14 protein-coding genes and 5 pseudogenes are annotated in these 16,634 nt (G+C 63.3%); 9 read left to right on the top strand and 10 right to left on the bottom strand.

Features of this window, described 5'->3' with window-relative positions; all coding sequences use genetic code 11:
• A pseudogene (locus GJ629_RS07780) lies at positions 1 to 130 on the bottom strand (tRNA pseudouridine(38-40) synthase TruA); the annotation flags it as partial.
• An 89-nt stretch (positions 131 to 219) separates the two neighbouring features.
• Between GJ629_RS07780 and hisA the strand changes: the two are divergent.
• The 3 genes and pseudogenes from hisA to GJ629_RS17935 all read left to right on the top strand — a co-directional run bounded on the left by hisA (position 220) and on the right by GJ629_RS17935 (position 2,651).
• Positions 220 to 942 carry a 1-(5-phosphoribosyl)-5-[(5-phosphoribosylamino)methylideneamino]imidazole-4-carboxamide isomerase gene (gene hisA, locus GJ629_RS07775; protein WP_157512479.1) on the top strand — a complete coding sequence of 241 codons (723 nt, stop codon included), beginning with the start codon at positions 220 to 222 and terminating at the stop codon, positions 940 to 942.
• Between the two features lie 37 nt (positions 943 to 979).
• Positions 980 to 1,567: an imidazoleglycerol-phosphate dehydratase HisB gene (gene hisB / locus GJ629_RS07770; protein ID WP_157512478.1), complete on the top strand. Its 588-nt coding sequence runs from the start codon at positions 980 to 982 to the stop codon at positions 1,565 to 1,567.
• Positions 1,568 to 1,680: 113 nt separating this feature from the next.
• Positions 1,681 to 2,651 (top strand): annotated as a pseudogene (locus GJ629_RS17935) (methyl-accepting chemotaxis protein).
• A 5-nt stretch (positions 2,652 to 2,656) separates the two neighbouring features.
• On the opposite strand, the pseudogene GJ629_RS07760 reads toward GJ629_RS17935, so the two are convergent.
• Positions 2,657 to 3,936, bottom strand: a pseudogene (locus GJ629_RS07760) (adenosylhomocysteinase).
• A 79-nt stretch (positions 3,937 to 4,015) separates the two neighbouring features.
• Here GJ629_RS07760 and GJ629_RS07755 point away from each other — a divergent pair.
• Entirely contained in the window at positions 4,016 to 4,609 is a 594-nt protein-coding gene (locus GJ629_RS07755; RefSeq protein WP_157512477.1) for a hypothetical protein, read from the top strand.
• Here GJ629_RS07755 and GJ629_RS07750 read toward each other — a convergent pair.
• Positions 4,555 to 5,637 carry a hypothetical protein gene (locus GJ629_RS07750; protein WP_157512476.1) on the bottom strand — a complete coding sequence of 361 codons (1,083 nt, stop codon included), beginning with the start codon at positions 5,635 to 5,637 and terminating at the stop codon, positions 4,555 to 4,557. The two genes, GJ629_RS07755 and GJ629_RS07750, sit on opposite strands and share 55 nt — an antisense overlap.
• Positions 5,638 to 5,874: 237 nt before the next feature.
• Between GJ629_RS07750 and GJ629_RS07745 the strand changes: the two genes are divergently transcribed.
• Positions 5,875 to 7,422 carry an MATE family efflux transporter gene (locus GJ629_RS07745; RefSeq protein WP_370515826.1) on the top strand — a complete coding sequence of 516 codons (1,548 nt, stop codon included), beginning with the start codon at positions 5,875 to 5,877 and terminating at the stop codon, positions 7,420 to 7,422.
• A 175-nt stretch (positions 7,423 to 7,597) separates the two neighbouring features.
• Here GJ629_RS07745 and GJ629_RS07740 read toward each other — a convergent pair.
• Positions 7,598 to 8,239, bottom strand: a pseudogene (locus GJ629_RS07740) (IS6 family transposase).
• Positions 8,240 to 9,319: 1,080 nt separating this feature from the next.
• Here GJ629_RS07740 and GJ629_RS07735 point away from each other — a divergent pair.
• Positions 9,320 to 10,285 (top strand): hypothetical protein, encoded by a 966-nt coding sequence (locus GJ629_RS07735; RefSeq protein WP_231754545.1) that lies wholly within the window; start codon positions 9,320 to 9,322, stop codon positions 10,283 to 10,285.
• A gap of 84 nt (positions 10,286 to 10,369) precedes the next feature.
• On the opposite strand, the pseudogene GJ629_RS07730 reads toward GJ629_RS07735, so the two are convergent.
• Positions 10,370 to 11,001, bottom strand: a pseudogene (locus tag GJ629_RS07730) (IS6 family transposase).
• A gap of 75 nt (positions 11,002 to 11,076) precedes the next feature.
• Between GJ629_RS07730 and GJ629_RS07725 the strand changes: the two are divergent.
• Positions 11,077 to 11,529, top strand: coding sequence for a CopG family transcriptional regulator (locus GJ629_RS07725; RefSeq protein ID WP_370515825.1), 453 nt, complete (start codon positions 11,077 to 11,079; stop codon positions 11,527 to 11,529).
• Here the strand turns inward: GJ629_RS07725 and GJ629_RS07720 are convergent.
• From GJ629_RS07720 to GJ629_RS07710, 4 genes are read right to left on the bottom strand one after another with little or no spacing between them, the layout of a single operon-like run.
• Positions 11,526 to 11,978 carry a DUF5814 domain-containing protein gene (locus GJ629_RS07720; protein ID WP_370515824.1) on the bottom strand — a complete coding sequence of 151 codons (453 nt, stop codon included), beginning with the start codon at positions 11,976 to 11,978 and terminating at the stop codon, positions 11,526 to 11,528. The genes GJ629_RS07725 and GJ629_RS07720 overlap by 4 nt on opposite strands.
• A 43-nt stretch (positions 11,979 to 12,021) precedes the next feature.
• Complete coding sequence (locus GJ629_RS16135) at positions 12,022 to 12,192, bottom strand: hypothetical protein (RefSeq protein ID WP_197428496.1); 171 nt, start codon at positions 12,190 to 12,192, stop codon at positions 12,022 to 12,024.
• A 42-nt stretch (positions 12,193 to 12,234) separates the two neighbouring features.
• Positions 12,235 to 13,413 (bottom strand): GAF domain-containing sensor histidine kinase, encoded by a 1,179-nt coding sequence (locus GJ629_RS07715; protein WP_197428495.1) that lies wholly within the window; start codon positions 13,411 to 13,413, stop codon positions 12,235 to 12,237.
• Positions 13,410 to 14,144, bottom strand: coding sequence for a PAS domain-containing protein (locus tag GJ629_RS07710; RefSeq protein ID WP_157512473.1), 735 nt, complete (start codon positions 14,142 to 14,144; stop codon positions 13,410 to 13,412). Before GJ629_RS07710 ends, GJ629_RS07715 begins: the two co-directional genes overlap by 4 nt.
• 106 nt (positions 14,145 to 14,250) lie before the next feature.
• Here GJ629_RS07710 and GJ629_RS07705 point away from each other — a divergent pair, with 106 nt between their 5' ends.
• Positions 14,251 to 15,354, top strand: coding sequence for a site-2 protease family protein (locus GJ629_RS07705; protein ID WP_157512472.1), 1,104 nt, complete (start codon positions 14,251 to 14,253; stop codon positions 15,352 to 15,354).
• Between the two features lie 3 nt (positions 15,355 to 15,357).
• Here the strand turns inward: GJ629_RS07705 and GJ629_RS07700 are convergent, their stop codons facing one another.
• Entirely contained in the window at positions 15,358 to 15,993 is a 636-nt protein-coding gene (locus tag GJ629_RS07700) for a helix-turn-helix domain-containing protein (protein ID WP_370515823.1), read from the bottom strand.
• An 82-nt stretch (positions 15,994 to 16,075) separates the two neighbouring features.
• On the opposite strand from GJ629_RS07700, the gene GJ629_RS07695 reads away from it, so the two are divergent.
• On the top strand, positions 16,076 to 16,634 hold a 559-nt coding region (locus GJ629_RS07695; RefSeq protein WP_157512471.1), incomplete at its 3' end, for an alpha/beta fold hydrolase.

Genomic DNA, 16,634 nt, shown 5'->3' with positions numbered 1-16,634 from the left:
CGTCGGCGTCCGTCTCGACGCCGAGAGAGTCGAGCGCGTCGATGAGCGTGTCCGAGACGGTCGCCACGTCCGGTTGGCGCTGGAAGCCCCGGAACGGGCGGCCGTCGTAGGCGATGCGGTAGGCGTCCACGGGCGTCGTTCGGCCAGCGGGCACTTAGCGGCGGCGCTGGCGAGCGGTGGACCGACACGCTTTCGCCCGCCGGCCGACCACGTCGGCGTATGTTCGAACAGTTCGAGGTGATCCCGGCGGTGGACATGCAGGACGGGCAGGTCGTCCAGTTGGTCGGCGGGGAGCGCGGGACGGGCAAGGCCTACGGCGACCCCGTCGAGGCGGCACAGCGGTGGGTCGAGGCCGGCGCCGAGACGCTGCACCTCGTCGACCTCGACGGGGCCTTCGAGGGCGAGCGAGCGAACGCCGACGCCATCACGGCCGTCCGCGAGGCAGTGGACGTGCCCATCCAACTCGGCGGCGGCATCCGGACCGCCGAGGGAGCCGTCTCGCTGCTTGACTCCGGTGTCGACCGCGTCATCCTCGGGACTGCGGCGGTCGAGAACCCGGACATCGTCGCGGAGATAAGTGAGAGCCACCCGGGCAGTGTCCTCGTGAGCCTCGACGCCAAGGACGGCGAAGTCGTCGTCTCGGGATGGACCGAGGGGACCGGACTGGACCCCGCCGAGGCCGCGACCCGCTACGAGGACCTCGGTGCGGGCGGCATCCTCTTCACCGACGTCGACGTCGAGGGGCAACTCGAAGGGGTCCGGACCGACCCGGTCCGCCGGGTCGTCGAGGCCGTCGACATCCCCGTCGTCGCCAGCGGCGGAGTCGCAACGGTCGATGACGTCGTCGCCCTGCGGGACGCGGGCGCGGCGGCTGTCGTCGTCGGAAGCGCGCTGTACGAGGGGTCGTTCACGCTCGAGGCGGCGATGGCCGCCGTCGAGTGACGGCAGACACTTATTCCGGGGCCGCCTGCAGTCGCGTATGCCCGACCGCACCGCGGCCGTGACGCGCGAGACGGCCGAGACGGACATCGAGGTGACCCTCGACGTCGACGGCGACGGCGACACCACCGTCGACACCGGCATCGGCTTTTTCGACCACATGCTCGACTCCTTCGGGACACACGGCCTGTTCGACCTCACCGTCAGTTGCGACGGTGACCTCGACATCGACGACCACCACACCGTCGAGGACGTGGCCATCACGCTCGGGGAGGCCTTCGCGGAAGCGCTGGGCGAGAAGCGCGGCATCCAGCGCTTCGCCGACCGGCGCGTTCCGCTGGACGAGGCCGTCGCCAACGTCGTCGTCGACATCTCCGGCCGGCCGTACTTCGAGTTCGACGGCGAGTTCTCTCAGGCGTCCGTCGGCGGGATGACCAGCGATATGGCCAACCACTTCCTGCGCTCGCTGGCGATGAACGCCGGCCTGACGCTACACGCCGGCGTCGACGGCGAGAACGCCCACCACGAGATAGAGGCGCTGTTCAAGTGCCTCGCCCGGAGCCTCGACGACGCGACGCGCGTCGACGACCGCCGCAGCGACGTGGCCAGTACCAAAGGCGAGCTCTGAGGTACCGATCCGTTCGCCGGCGTGCCTGTGAACGGGCAATCCGTTCTCGGAAGCAACGTCCCCTATCTGGTTAGGCATACCGTACATATTCGATACTGAGAGACGGTGTGACAATGTCAGAGACTGGTATCGACTCGGACATCGACCGGGACGTCGAGACAATCGAGGAGGACATCGACAGGAACGCTGGCTACGACCACGAGGCCGCCAGCGAGATTCAGACCTCGATTGCGAAACTGGAAGACTCCTCGGTCGAAGTGGCCGAACGGGCCGACTACATCAAGGATATGACGGCCGAGCAGTACCAGGGGATGGACAAGGTCGCCGACGAGATTTCGAACCTCAGCGCGGCCGTCGAGGAGGTGGCGTCCTCGACGGAGGAGGTGTCGGCGTCCAGCCAAGAGGCCGAGCGACTGGCCAACGGGGACAGGCGGCCGCCGACGAGACCATCGGCGTGATGGAGGAGATCAGCGACGCCTCCGACAGCGTCAGCGAGGACGTCCGGACGATCCAGCGGAGCGTCCGGGAGATAGACGAAGTCGTCGAGATAATCAACGATATCGCCGACCAGACGAACATGCTGGCGCTGAACGCCTCCATCGAGGCCGCCCGCGCCGGCGAGGCCGGCGAGGGCTTCGCCGTCGTCGCCGACGAGGTCAAATCGCTGGCCGAACAGGCCCAACAGGAGGCAAGCCGTATCGAGGGGATGGTCGACTCCATCCGGGACGACACCGAGAACGCCGTCGACAGTCTCGAAGAGAGCAACGAACGGATCGACCAAGGCATCGGCACTGTCAGCGAGGCGATGGAGATTCTCGAGGAACTGGGCGAGGCCGTCCGGGAGATCAACACCGGGATTCAGGAGGTCGCCAGCGCCACCGACCAGCAGGCCGCCTCCGCCGAGGAGGTCGCCAGTATGGTCGACCAGTCGACGACCAACGCCGAGACGATAGCGACCGAAGTCGAGGAAATCGTCGAGGAGATAGACGACCAGACGGGCCAGATCACCGACGTCAATGGGGCCGTCGACGAACTCGTCGACGACCTCGTGCGGAACACCGAGATGGCGGCCGCCGACGACTGAGCCGATCAGGTGCCGTGCTGCCAGGAGTTCATGTACTCGCGCTGCTCGTCGCTGAGTTCGTCTATCTCGATCCCCTCGGCGTCGAGTTTGATCTCGGCGACCTCCCGGTCTAGACGGTCGGGCACCTCGTGGACGCCCGGACCGTACTCGCTGCCGTTTTCGGCCATCTCGCGGGCGCAGACCGCCTGAATGCCGAAGCTCTGGTCCATCACCTCGACGGGATGGCCCTCGGCGACGGGCGAGGCGAGGTTGACCAGCCGGCCCTCGGCGAGGACGTTCAACTGGCGGCCGTCGGGCATCACGTAGCCCGTGACGCCGTCGCGGGCCTCGAAGACCTCCTCGGCCATCGCCTCCAGTTGGTCGAGGTTGATCTCCACGTCGAAGTGACCGGCGTTCGAGAGCAACACGCCGTCCTGCATCACCTCGAAGTGCTCCTCGGTGACGATATCGCGGTTGCCCGTCGTCGTCACGAAGAGGTCACCTTTCTTCGCGGCCTCGTCCATCGAGAGGACCTCGAAGCCCTCCATGTGGGCCTCAAGCGCGCGCCGGGGGTCGACCTCGGTGACGACCACGTCGGCGTTCAGCCAGAGGCCTTCTTGGCGACGCCCTTGCCACACTGGCCGTAGCCGCCGACGACGACCGTCTTGCCGGCGATGGCGAGGTTCGTCGTGAGTTCGATGGAGACCAGCGAGGCCTCGCCGGTCCCGTGGACGTTGTCGAACAGCCGTTTCATCGGCGTGTCGTTGACCGCGAACATCGGATACTCGAGGGCGCCGTCGTCGTCCATCGCCCGCAGGCGGTGAACCCCGGTGGTCGTCTCCTCACAGCCACCGACGACGGAGTCGATCAGTTCGGGGTACTCCTCGTGGATCAGAAAGACGAGGTCCGCGCCGTCGTCGATGGTGATCGTCGGGTCGTGGCCGACGACGGCGTCCATCGCCTCGTAGTAGGCCTCGTCGTCGACGCCCCGGCGGGCGTAGGACGTGATCGAGTCGTGGGCGTCGAGCGCCGCGCTCACGTCGTCGTGGGTCGAGAGCGGGTTACAACCGGTGATGGCGACCTCCGCTCCCGCGGCGGCGAGCGCCTCCGTCAGGACCGCGGTCGTCGCCTCGACGTGCATCGCCATCGCGATAGTCTCGCCCGCGAGCGGTTGTTCGGTCTCGAACTCCTCGCGGAGGGACTCCACGATGGACATATGCTGGCGCGCCCAGTCGATCTTCTTGCGGCCGGACTCGACTGTCGCGTCCAAGTCGTCGATGTCCTCGGAAATCGGCGTCGCTGTCATATCTCGATGCACGGCCAGCGTCGGCAAAACCCTGCCGGAGTCTCACCGCGGGAGAAAAGACCGCGTCTCAGGGCGGGCCGTGCCCGTTACCCGGACTGTCGGCGGGCGGACCGCCGCCGCGTTCCTCGTCATCGTCGTCTGCTTCGTCCTCTTCGTCGTTCTCCTCTTCTTCGTCACTCTCGTCTTCTTCGTCCGCTTCATCCTCCTCGTCGCTCTCGTCTTTAGCCTCGTCCTCTTCGTCGCTCTCGTCCTCTTCGTCGCTCTCGTCCTCTTCGTCGCTCTCGTCTTCAGCCTCGTCCTCCTCGTCACTCTCGTCTTCAGCCTCGTCCTCTTCGTCGCTCTCCTCTTCCTCGTCACTCTCGTCCTCGGACTCGTCGTCGTCACGGTCCGGACCGGCATCCTCGGGCGGGCCGGCGTGTTCGGGCGGACCGCGCCGGTCGTCCTCGGTCTCGTTGTCGTCGTCGGTCTCGTTCTCGCTCTCGTCGTCACGGTCCGGTCCGGCGTCCGCGGGCGGGCCGGCGTGTTCGGGCGGGCCCTCCCCGTTGCCGGGGTTGTTCGCCGTGACGATAGCGGAGATGATCTGTCCGAACGGTTCGTCGCTGTCGTCCCCGTCGTCGTTCAGACCACCGAGGACATCGACGAGCCACTGCCCGAACGGCTGGTCGCTTCGTAGGTCGGGCCGTCGTCGCTCGCGCCGGGCGTGAACGTCACGTTCTCGCCGACGACGGTCGCGTTGTCGGCCGATGCCGTCGCGGTGTAGACGTACGTGGTGCCGTTGTCGAGTCCGGTGACCTCGGCACTGAAGGCCCCGACGGAACTGCGCTCGCCGGCGTCGACGCTGCTCGCGTTGGCGGCGTCACCCTCGGGGTAGTACTCGAAGCCGACCGACGCATCTGCCGAGCCGTTCAGACCAGTCAGATCGCCGTTCAGCGTCGCCGAACTGTTCGTCACGTCCGAAGCGTCGCCAGTCGTGACGCCGAACTCGCCGGTCCCGGTGGTGAACGTCAGTTCCGCGCCGCGGTCGTCGGCGGTGTAGTTCACGTCGCTCGCGCCGGTTTCGGCGTGGGCGCGGACGACGTATGTCTCGCCGGCGGTCAGGTTCTCGACCGCCGCGGTGTAGGTACCGGTGCCGTTGGCGTCCAGTTCGACTTTCTCCTTACTCGAGCGGTCGCCTTCGACCCAGTACTGGAAGCTCACCGACGCGTCGGTGGCCGCGTCGTCCAGTTCGGTGAGGTTGGCGACCAGCGTCGCCGCGGTGTCGGTGACGTTCGTCGGCGGTTCGGTCGCCACGTCGAGCGCTATCTCGCGGTCGGCGGTGGTGAACTCGACGACACTCCCCTCGACGGCCGTCCCGTTCGCCTCGGCGGTCGCCCGGTAGGCGTAGGTCGTCCCGTTGTCCAGTCCCGTCGCGTGGGCGCTGAACTCGCCGGTCGCGGTCAGTTCGCCCGCGTCGACGGTCGTGTTGTTCGCCGGGTCACCGGCCTCCCAGTAGGTGACCGCCACGTCAGCGCTCGTCACGGTGTCGGTTACGTGTGTGAGGTTCCCCTGCAGGGTCGCGTCCGACGCCGTCACGTCGGTCGCGTCCGCTGTCTGGACGGTGATGGCATCCCCGTCCGCGGCGGCAACCGGTGTCGCGACCGCAAGCCCCGCGGTCACCATCAGCGCCGCCATCGCCAGTGCCAGTAGTCTGTCGGCTGTCATCGACTGTTCGTACGATGAATCACTCCATAAACCCCCTCCGGCGTCACTCCGTTCATCCGTTTCAACGATAGCGTCTTACCACCGCAGAGATTGGTAGAACGTTCAAAACCATATTTCAGGCCGTATTCAGCCAGTCGGCTCGACGGACCGTCCGATCCGGCACGTTTTTCCCCGTCGACACTAGCTGACCAAGTAGTCAGATGCAGCTCGTGCCGACAACGTCGGAGGTGTGTGTCCGTGCCGGACAGTGACGACGCCAGAGGACACAACCTCACCGAAGGGCCGCTGTTGAAGCCGCTGATACTGCTGTCGCTCCCCATCGTGGCCTCGCAGTTGATGCAGGTGATGTACAATCTCGCAGACACGTTCTGGGTCGGACGGCTGGGACAGAGCGCGGTGACGGCGCTGTCGCTGTCGCTGCCGTTCGTCTTCCTGATGATCAGCCTCGGCGGCGGGCTGACGGTGGCGGGGACGGTGCTGGTCTCTCAGAACACCGGCGCGGGCAACACCGAACAGGTCCGTCACGTCGCCGGCCAGACCATCGCCTTCGTCTCGCTGGTGTCGGTCGGACTGGCCGCCATCGGGTTCGTCCTCTCGCCGTACCTCCTGCCGCTGATCGGTGGCTCGGCGGACCCCGAAGCCATCTCGCTGGCCGTCGAGTACACCCGCGTCATCTTCGTCGGCGTCGTCTTCATGTTCGGCTTCTTCGTCTTTCAGGCGCTGTTGCGCGGCTACGGCGACACGATGACGCCGATGTACCTCATGGGGGCAAGCGTCGTGTTGAACATCCTGCTCGACCCGTTTTTGATCCTCGGCTTTCAGGACAACCTCCTCTTTCCCCTCGCCGATTCGCTCCCCGTCGGCGTCGACTTCACCGCGATGCAGGCGCAGTTGTACGCCGCGACCGGGTTCGAGGGATTCGGCGTCGTCGGGGCCGCGGTGGCGACGGTCTTCTCCCGCGGCGTCGCGGCGATAATCGGTCTCGGCCTCCTGTTCTCGGGCCGACTGGGCATCACCATCTCGCTGTCGGACCTGTGGCTCGACCCGGAGACGGTCCGGAAGATCGTCGAGATCGGAACGCCGACCGCGGCCGAACAGGGCGCGAACTCGCTTGCGTACACCGTGATGACCTCGCTCGCGGCGCTGGTCTCGGGACCGGCGGTCGCCGCCTACGGCGTCGGCAACCGCATCAACACCCTCGTCTTCCTGCCCGCTGTGGGCCTCGCCCGCGGGACCGAGACGGCCGTCGGACAGAACCTCGGAGCCGAGGAGACCGAACGCGCCAAGCGAGCCGTGATGCTCTCGACCGGCATCGTCGTCGCCGTCTTCGGCCTCGTCAGCGTCCTCGTGTTCGTGTTCGCCCGACCGCTGGTCGCAGTGTTCGTCCCCGGCGAACCGGTCGTCATCGAACTCGGCACTGGCTACTTCCAGATCATCGGCCCGACGTACGTGTTCATGGGGCTGTTTCAGGTCGTCAACGCCGGCTTCCGCGGGGCCGGGAGCACCCGGACCGCGATGGTGTTCTCGATGGTCTCCCAGTGGGGCGTCCGCATCCCGCCAACGTACCTCCTGATCACGGCCTTCGGGTTCGCCGCCTCCGGCGTCTGGTGGGGGATCGCCTTCTCCCACATCGCCGCGGCGCTGGTCGTCGGCGTCTGGTATTTCTACGGATCGTGGACGGACAACGTCATCGGCGAGGACGACGACGATGCGCCGACCGACGCGGCCGAGAGCGACGACGCGCCGGTAGCCACCGAGGGGTCCGACCCTTCGACCGACGACTGAGAGTATCTCGGTTGTTTCGGTATCGACCGCCCACCGGGAGGTGCACGCTGCTCGCCTCCCGGGCCCTGCGTCGTGTCACTCCGCAGGACGAACTCGGGCGGTCGAACCGGTACACAGCTACGATACACACTACGAGCGCCCCGGTGGCCCGCCGAGCGGGGCCGTGTGGTAGTGTTTAGTTTGGAGTATTGAGCCAGCGAACGAAACTCTGGAGCCAGTTTTCAGCTATCTTCGGTTCGACGTGACTGAAACAGTTTGAAAACAAATTATTCTATTATTTTATTTTTCTAAATGTATGTTCGATAGCATTCCGATTTCTATAACGTTCTGTCTGAAATCGGAGCCCGGCTCGTTGCAGTGCAGCGTGGAGGTGTTTCCCACCATCGACGAGAAATACGGCGGTTTCGACATCGTGTTTTTGCCGCAGTTCTGTGAGAAATATTTCAGTGAGGGCGGTTGTCGTGGTCGAAAACAGCCGTAAGTGGAGGACTTCGTTTGTATTTGGATCTGCGGCGGCGTACAGCCAAAGTTGCTGGTCGTTGATCCGAATCACGGTTTCGTCGACCGCAACCTGATTCGGTGATTTGTCGCTGACTGGCTGTAGGTCGGCTTTCTGAACCCAATCGTGGACTGCTTTTCGAGACCGTTAGACACCCAAATTATAAAGAACAGAGGTTGTATTCGAGAGTGATAGTCCAGCCATATGCATCTGAATACCGAGCTTCATAGCCCGCTCGGGTGTCCGCTCACACTCTACAAAATCTAAAACAATCCACTCGTTAATACCGTTGAAGCGGCAGATTTCTGGCTTAGGCACCAAGAAATTCTCCCACCTCACTTTTCACGCTTAACTAAACACTGCCGTGACCATCGACATCTGTCGGGACGATCGCCGGGTTGATGGTAACAATACGCCAGTCGATGGAACCACAGCTTCGGGCTTATCAAGATTCGAATTTAAACAGGTACGTAACAAATCGTTTGATGTTCGTATCACTGTCACTGACGTAGCAATCAATATCGTCTCCAGATCTCAAATCGTGTCTGAATGAGTTTCACGTGGGGTTAATTTAGATAGTGATATCAAAAGGAGTAAATGACTATCCGTTACAGAATATATATGGACTGGTCAAGTATCGCGGTTCCTGGGTTATTTCTCATCGCATGTCTCCTAGCGGTGTATCAGTCGTGGATTGACCAATGGGATATCACGCAGAAAATAACTGTTGTGACATTTCTTATCGGGATTGCTGTCGGTCTATTTCTTGACGATATTACCCGAAGGGGTTCGATGGCTCATATTTGGGCAGAGGAACTCGGTGTCCTGGTGATACTTGGTGGTATTTTGCTATCGTGGCTGGTGAGGTCACCCAGAACCTCCGGAGTCGTGAGTGGCCGGGAAGAAAATTAGCCTGAGACAACTCCTTAAAAAAAACGGGGCATCGCAAAGCCGTTCTTGTAGCGGTTATTATCCGTGACTTGAAACACCCTTGCCGGATTAATTGGGACATCCCGTTCAGCAAATGAAGATATCTTCAAATGCCTCTATCTCCCGATTCGGTGCCGTTATAGGGCTTAAATATACTGTTTGTATTTTTATTCCCATATCGCAATCAGACAGACTCCTCCTTCGAAGGATGGTTGAAATTTGAGGAGCATCCATATTCCTAAGGGATACAAGACAGATACAATAGTGGCTCTTACCTGCACGTTATGAAGGATTAGCAAAAGCGACGATTTAGATTGCCAGCGTCTCAGTTGGGACCATCCGGTCGCCTGTCTGAGGATATTATGCTAAATTGACTAACTTATTTCATATATCTACTTATAACACTCAAATATAAATAGACTAAATTTAAGCGGGATAAGGATATATTTGATTAGCGGGTGAAAATATATGGACTCAGAACCCGATAAGCACGAAAAGAAGCATCAAGAAAAACTAAGCGACGCGGTCGACTCTGGCGGTGGGTGTGCCGAGGCATGGGAAGGGGCTCAAAATCTCCGATTGAACGGCCGTCGGTCGTTTATGGCTGGCGCCGTTACGAGTCTGTTTGCTGGCGTCTCGATAGGTAACGCCGCTGCAGCAAAGGACGTTCCAATGGATCCGGACAAGGAAATAACAGAGTTAACAAAATCCGAAAAACAGGACTTATTCTCGGATGCCAAATCTGATAGCCGAATCCGAGCAATCCGGAAGAAAATTATGTCAGAGGGTCTCAAACCCGACAAAAAATCAATGGTCGGTTACAGGACGACCTTTGAGGATAAGGAGTGGAAGTTCATCCGAATTCCTTTCACTCAAAAAGGAAGAAATTCGCTCAATCTGGACGACGATGGTGACACTCGGAAGAAAGGAGCAATCATCTGGAATACGGCCGACGAAATCGACCCCCATGGATACGTCACCACCACCGAAGTCGACTACAATGCCGACACCGACGAAGTTGACTCTGAACTCCGCAAGGCCGGCGTTGAAATCCAATCTGTGGAGACCGATCCTGTCGTGGTAGAACACAGACAATTCAGTGCGTCCAACGCCAAAACTGTGAAGGAAGAATCGAACTCCGTGGCATTTCCGGTAGCCAGAGGAAGACAGGTGTCGACACAGGGCTGTGCGTGTAATTCAGCACTTGCGAACCCACTTACTGCCTGTGCTCCGTGCGGTATCCCGGACACTGGCTGTATCAGTGATCTTGCGAGCACCTATGCGCTTGAAGTAGTTGCGTGTGGAGCGTGTGTCGCCTCTGCAGGGTGGTTGACATTTTCGTGTGCCAGTTGCCTCGCAACGTTGCTGGAGGAAGACGATCTCGGATTCTTCTGTTGTCCCTGTGATGCCTGTGACGGCTGGCTGATCTGCTGATCAGGTGTTTACCGGTCTTGAAAGCTGGCAAAAATCTAATTCCGAGCCGATATATTTTTGCGCACCCGAGTTAGTTGGTGATATTTAGTTTGAATCATTGTGCCAGTGAACGAAACTCTGGAGCCAATTTTCAGCTGTCTTCGGTTCGACGTGACTGAAGCAGTTTGAAAACAAAGAAGTTCGGCGTTCTACTTCTCTGAATATACGTTCGATAGCGTTCCGGTTTCCGTGACGTTCTGTCTGAAATCGGAGTCCAGCTCGTTGCAGTGCAGCGTGAAGGTGTTTTCACTATCGACGAGAGATACGGCGGTTTCGACATCGTGTTTTGCCGCAGTTCTGTGAGAGATATTTCAGGGAGGGCGGTTGTCGTGGTCGAAAACAGCCGTAAGTGCAGGATTTCATTCGTCTTTGGATTCGCGGCGGCGTACAGCCAGAATTGCTGACCATTGATTCGAATCACGGTTTCGTCAACTACAACCTGATTCGGTGATTTATCGCTGACTGGCTGTAGGTCGGCTTTCTGAACCCAATCATGGACTGCTTTTCGAGAGCGTTAAACACCCAAATTATCAATAATATAACGGTTTTGAAAGTGATGGTTAGGCCATATGCATCTGAATACCGAGCTTCATCGCCCGCTCGGGTGTCCGCTTGCGCTCCACAAAATCCAAATCAATCCACACGCTACTACCGCTGAGGCGTGTGATTTCGGCCATAGACAGTAGAAATCACATTCGCCTCACTTTTCACTCTTAACCAGACACTGCCGGCCGTGTCTGACGAATCATTAAGTGTGCGGAGCGAGGATTACCGGTAAGTATGGGCAACAAAACAAGACGATCTCCTTCCGCGTCAGCCAAGAGAAGTTCGAGACGCTGCGGGAGATCGCCGAGGAACGGGACATCTCGCTGTCGGCGGTGTTCCGTGACTACGTCGACCTGCTGGTCGCCCACGACGGGCAGGTCGAGGTCGTTCCCGAACACGAACTCAACCAAGCAGAGGAAGACGAGAAGAGTTTCCCGCCGAAGGTCGAGGTGCCCAAGAGCTTCGTCCGCGAGCACGAACGCCTCGAACTGGAGGCCGACCACCTCCGCGAGCAACTGGAGGAGTACAAGCGCTACGCGACGAAACTCCGCCAGCAGGTCAGCGAGTCCAGCGACGAGGAAGTCATCCAACTGGAGGACCTAGACGGCGACGACGACGAGGAAAAGCCCTACCGCATCGGCGACTTCGAGGACCTCTAGAGCAACTGCTGGCGTTTCTCTCTCGCTCTGTGTGCCGTCTCCGTCCGCCCGTCGACGTCCGCCAGCGTCTCGACCGCCTCCAGCGTCCGTATCGAGTCGTCCAGAAACGACCGGACGTCGCCGGTGTAGGCGTACAGCATGTAGTCTTCGCCCATCACGTCGACGATGGACTGGGGACCCAGTCCCTGCGCCCGGAGGTCCAGTAAGTACCGGAGGAACTTCCGCTCGGGACAGCCACAGTGGGGGCTGGCCTGACAGTCACAGTCCAGAAAGTCCTCGGCGAAGTCAAGCACCCGGTCGCGGGTCGCGTCGTCGAGTTTCGCCAGCCCCTCGCCCTGGAACAGGAGGTCCAGCGTCGCCCCGGCGAAGGCGCTTTTCGGGATGGACGTCTCTATCTGGGAGACGATCTGGCGGTGGTTTTTGATGTATATCTTGTCGGTGATCGCCACGCGTATCCGTCGTTTGGCGGCCGAGAGTCAAAAGCGGCCCGCTCTAGCCGTTCTGGACCGCCGCGAGCGAGTCGAACGCCGACCAGCACTCACACTCTAAGTCCTCGATGTCGGACACCTCGTCGGGCAAATCCGAGATGGGCATCCACCCGCCCTCCTGCTTCTCGCAGTCGTCGGTGTGGACCGTGAAGTCGTCGTCGGACATCAGCGGCATACTCGACGTTTCGAATCGATCGGCAAGTGCCTGTCGGGTCGGTCAGCCGTCCTCGTGGACCCGGACGCCGCCGAAGGCGAAGCGAGCGCCGCCGCCCTCGGCGTCGGTGATATCGACGCTCCAGCCGTGGGCCGTGGCGAGGCGGTCGACGATAGCCAGCCCCAGTCCGGTGCTGTCCGGGCCGTTTGTGTAGCCGGCCTCGAAGACGGCCTCCCGGTCGGCGTCGTCGATGCCGCGGCCGTCGTCGGCGACGAAGAAGCCGTTCTCGGTGTCGCCGACGGTCAGCGCGAGCGGCGTGTCGCCGTCGGGCCGGCCGTGTTCGAGGCTGTTCCGGAAGAGGTTCTCGAGGATTCGCTGGAGGTAGCTGGGGTCGGCGAGCACGCGCCGGTCGGTCGAGACGGTCAGCGTCGCGTCGCCGGTGTCGACCTGCTCCCACGCCCAGCGGGCGACCTGTTCGAGGGCGACCGGACTCGGGTCGGCGCTGGATTTCCCCTCCCGAGCTAGCAACAGCAGGTCGTCGATCAGTTCGACCATTCGCTCGTGAGACCGCTGGATAGCGGCGACGTTCTCGGCGTCGTCCTCGTCCGTCTCGATCAAGTCGAGCCTGTTGATGGCGACGTCCAGCGGGTTCCGGAGGTCGTGGCTGACGATGGACGCGAACTGTTCGAGGCGCTCGTTCTGGGCCTGCAAGTCCCGGTGGGTCTGGGTACGGTCGAGTTCGTAGCTCACCCACTTCCCGAGAAGGTCGACCAGCGTCGTCTCCCACGCCGAGAACGGCTCGTTGCGTGGTTCGTCGTCGTAGAAACAGAAGGTGCCGTAGATGTCGCCCTCGACGACCACCGGCGCGCCGATGTAACAGGAGATGCCCATCTCGGTGTAGCCCGCCCGCTCGGCCAACTCCGGGGCCTCGCGCTCGATGTCGGCGAGGACGACCGTCCGCTCGGTCGCGACGGTCCGCTCGCAGTTGGTCGCCGACAGCGGGACGGCGTCTCCCGCCGAGAGGGTGTCCGGCGGGGCCTCCACCACCTCGAAGACGTACTCCTCGCCTTCGATGCGCGAGAGCGTCCCGTAGGAGACGCCGAGGGCGTCACAGCCGATTTCGAGGAGGCGCTGGACCTGCGTCTCGAAGGACTGGTCGCTGTCGGCGATAGCGGTGTAGATGTCCCGGAGAACTCGCTCGCGTTGCTCCAGTCGTTCGCGCTGTCGCTGGCGGTCGGTCACGTCGCGACGTACACCGACAGCCCCGTCGCGGACGGGTAGACCGTGACGTCGAACCACGCGTCGAGTGGCTCGTAGTACTCGGTGAGCGTCCGTGACTCCTGGTTGTCCATCGCCGCGGTGTAGGCCTCGTAGAAGACGGTGTCGACGGCGTCGGGAATCGCGCTCCAAAAGTGTCTGCCCTCCAACTCGCTCCGGGTCGCGTCGGGGTCGCCCGCGGCGGAGCCGAGTATCCGTGCCGCCGCCCGGTTGACGTACGTGAGGTGCCACGATTCGTCGAGGGCGAAGAAGGCGTCGGTCATCCGGTCGACGATGTCAGCCCAGTCGCGGTCGCTCACCGCGGTCGTGATGCGGTCGGCGACGGTATCGTCGCTCCCGGTGTCGAGCAGGTAGTAGTCCGTCGCCACGAACAGTCGTTCGCCCAACGATTCGATAGCCGCCGGCGAGAGACGGACGATCACCGGCACGTCGGGTCGCTCGCGTTCGACCGCGTCGAGCAGGGCCGCCGCGTCGACGGCCGGCGGGTCGTGGGCGACGACGACCCCGTCCGCAGTCAGGTCCTCGGTCGCGTCGTCGGTGGTCGTCGCGGTGACGACGTCGACCGGGTCGCCCGCGTCGCGGACGGCGGCGACCGCCGCCGCCCGCCGGTCCGCTGCGGGGTCGACGTACAACACTGTCGGCGCGTATCGCCCCCGCTCTCCCGGAGTATCGCGTGACGGCGGCGAATCGGCCATACCGGACGGAGGCGCCGTGTCAGAAAAAGCGTTGGGGAGACGGGGATCTATGCCATCCGGGCCCGCCGTGAGCAAGTATATCACAGTCCAGTCCCAAACGGAGGTGATGCCGACGCCGACGCCAGCACAGGGGCTCCCCGCGCCCGAGGCGCTATCGGACACCTTCTACGTCTACGACGTCGATATCGGCGACGAGGAGGTGCGCTACTACGGCGAACCGCTCACGCCGCGCGAGCGCGTGGTCGAACGGCTCGCACCGCAGTTCCGCGAGCGCGGCTACCGCGTCACCCTCCAGTACGACACCGGCGAGTACGTCCTGATCGCCCGCGAGCGGTCGCTCGGTGTCGACGGCGTACCGTGGGCGAACGTCCTGATGCTCGCGGCGACTGTGCTCACGACGCTGGCTGCTGGGGCGCTGTGGTACGGCCTCCCCGTCTTCGAGGACCCGCTGGTCGCGCTCCGCGCGTGGCCCTTCACCCTCGGCGTCCTCGGTATCCTCGGCACCCACGAACTCGGCCACTACGCCCTCAGCCGCCACCACGAAGTCGAGGCCTCCCTGCCGTACTTCATCCCCATCCCCAACCCGATCGGGACGCTCGGGGCCGTCATCCGGATGCGCGACCACCTCCCGAGTCGGACGGCGCTGTTCGACATCGGCGTCGCCGGACCGCTGGCGGGACTGGTGACGACCATCGTCGTCGCCGCTATCGGCGTCCTCCTCCCGCCGGTGGACCTCCCCGCGGGTGCGCTCGTCCGGGACTACCAGATCGGATTTCCGCTGTTGATTCAGGGCATCGCGGCGCTGTTGGGCGAACCGCTGTACTACGCCCAACCGGGCCGCATCGTCAACCCCCTCGTCGTCGCGGCGTGGGTCGGCGCGTTCGTCACCTTCCTGAACCTCATCCCCGTCGGCCAACTGGACGGGGCCCACGTCACGCGGGCGCTGATCGGCGACTGGCTGGACCGCCTCCAGTTGGTCGTCCCGTTCGCCCTGTGGGGCATCGCGGGCTTCCATATCCTGTTCGGAGACAGCCGTGCCGCGTTCCTGTGGGGTGTCTGGGGGCTGTTCGCGCTCGTGTTCTCCCGCGTCGGCGGCGCCGACCCCATCGACGACACGCCGGTCGGGCGCAGGCGACAGGCCGTCGCCGTCGTGGCACTCGTCCTCGGCCTGTTGTGTTTCAGCCCCGCGCCCATCGTCTTCACGGGGTGATCCCTACCGCGAGTGGTCGAGAAAGCCACCGACGACCGCCGACTCCGCCCGCCGGAGGAGTTCCCCGGCCGTGCTGTGGGCACAGTCGAGTCGGTCCGCGACATCCGCGACGCTCCCGGTTCGGGGGCGGTCGTAGTATCCCGCGTCCGCGGCCGCCTCCAGGGCCGCCCGCTGGCGGTCGGTCAGCGTCGCCGCGTGCCCGTACCGGTCGAAGGTATCGACCGCCGTGATACTCACCGACACCGACTCGTAGAACCGGCTGAGTGCCGTCCGCTCGCCGACCACCTCGAACGTGAGCGTCCCGTCCTCGCGGAACACCATCGGCGGGAGGAAGGCGACTTCGGTCGCGGCGATGCGCTCGAAGACGTCGCCGTCGAACTCGGGACGCTCCCGGTCGACGAACGCGTACGTGCCGCCGTCGCCCGCGACCAGTCGATGCGACGCGACCGCCGAACGGTCCTCGTGTATCCCCGCGACGACCGCCCGGTCGGCGTCGAACCACGCCAGCGTCGTCGCCGTCGCCGTCGGCCCCCACACGAGGACCGACGCCCGCGAGACGCCGTCGGTGGTCATCACCGCGCGGTGGGTCGGGGTCGCCGCTTCCCGGTCGTACGTCGCGACCATCCTGACTCGCTTCACGTGCCGGTCTACGGAACCAGTATTTAAATAAGCGGACGTATCCGGGAACACTGACTCGGCCGTCGCGCCCCGACAGCTGCGTATGGCGAGGGCCGCGACGGAGACGACGCGCGAGGCGGGAACGGAGACGGTGACGCGCCCGGACGGACGGACTGTCTGGTACGCCACGTACGGGCCGGTCGACGGACGGCCGGTGCTGTGCTGTCACGGGACGCCCGGCGCTCGGGTGTTCGGGGAACTGCTCGTCGAGGACGCGCGAGCGGCCGGCGTCAGACTGCTCGTCCCGGACCGGCCGGGCTACGGTCGGTCCGACCACGACCCGGACCGAACTCCGACGAGCACCGCCCGTGACCTCCGGGCAGTGCTCGACCACGCCGGCGTCGAGACGGCCGACGTCGTCGCGTTCTCCGGCGGCGCCTGCTACGCGCTGGCGCTCGCCGAGGCCGACGCCGACAGCGTCGCGTCGCTCACCCTCGTCAGCGGCGCCGTACCGCCGTCGCTGTCGGCCGGTCGACCGCGGCAACTTCGACTGCTGTCCGCGATGGCCGAGCGGACGCCGCGACTGCTGGGGGCGGTCCTGCGGGGACAACGGTGGCTGGCCGGTCGGCGGCCGTCGGTCGTCGCGGCACAGTACACGAACG

This window comes from Halapricum sp. CBA1109 (assembly GCF_009741825.1).
In the GTDB taxonomy this organism is placed as follows: domain Archaea; phylum Halobacteriota; class Halobacteria; order Halobacteriales; family Haloarculaceae; genus Halapricum.
Note: the sequence above shows the minus strand (reverse complement) of the source record. Positions and strands in the feature narration are given on the sequence as shown.

What these genes read in the sequence shown, in the direction of transcription:
- hisA (WP_157512479.1), top strand. Translation starts at nt 220, where the DNA reads ATGTTCGAACAGTTCGAGGTGATCCCGGCGGTGGACATGCAGGACGGG.
- hisB (WP_157512478.1), top strand. Translation starts at nt 980, where the DNA reads ATGCCCGACCGCACCGCGGCCGTGACGCGCGAGACGGCCGAGACGGAC.
- GJ629_RS07750 (WP_157512476.1), bottom strand. Translation starts at nt 5,637, where the DNA reads ATGACAGCCGACAGACTACTGGCACTGGCGATGGCGGCGCTGATGGTG.
- GJ629_RS07735 (WP_231754545.1), top strand. Translation starts at nt 9,320, where the DNA reads ATGGACTCAGAACCCGATAAGCACGAAAAGAAGCATCAAGAAAAACTA.
- GJ629_RS16135 (WP_197428496.1), bottom strand. Translation starts at nt 12,192, where the DNA reads ATGCCGCTGATGTCCGACGACGACTTCACGGTCCACACCGACGACTGC.
- GJ629_RS07710 (WP_157512473.1), bottom strand. Translation starts at nt 14,144, where the DNA reads ATGGCCGATTCGCCGCCGTCACGCGATACTCCGGGAGAGCGGGGGCGA.
- GJ629_RS07705 (WP_157512472.1), top strand. Translation starts at nt 14,251, where the DNA reads ATGCCGACGCCGACGCCAGCACAGGGGCTCCCCGCGCCCGAGGCGCTA.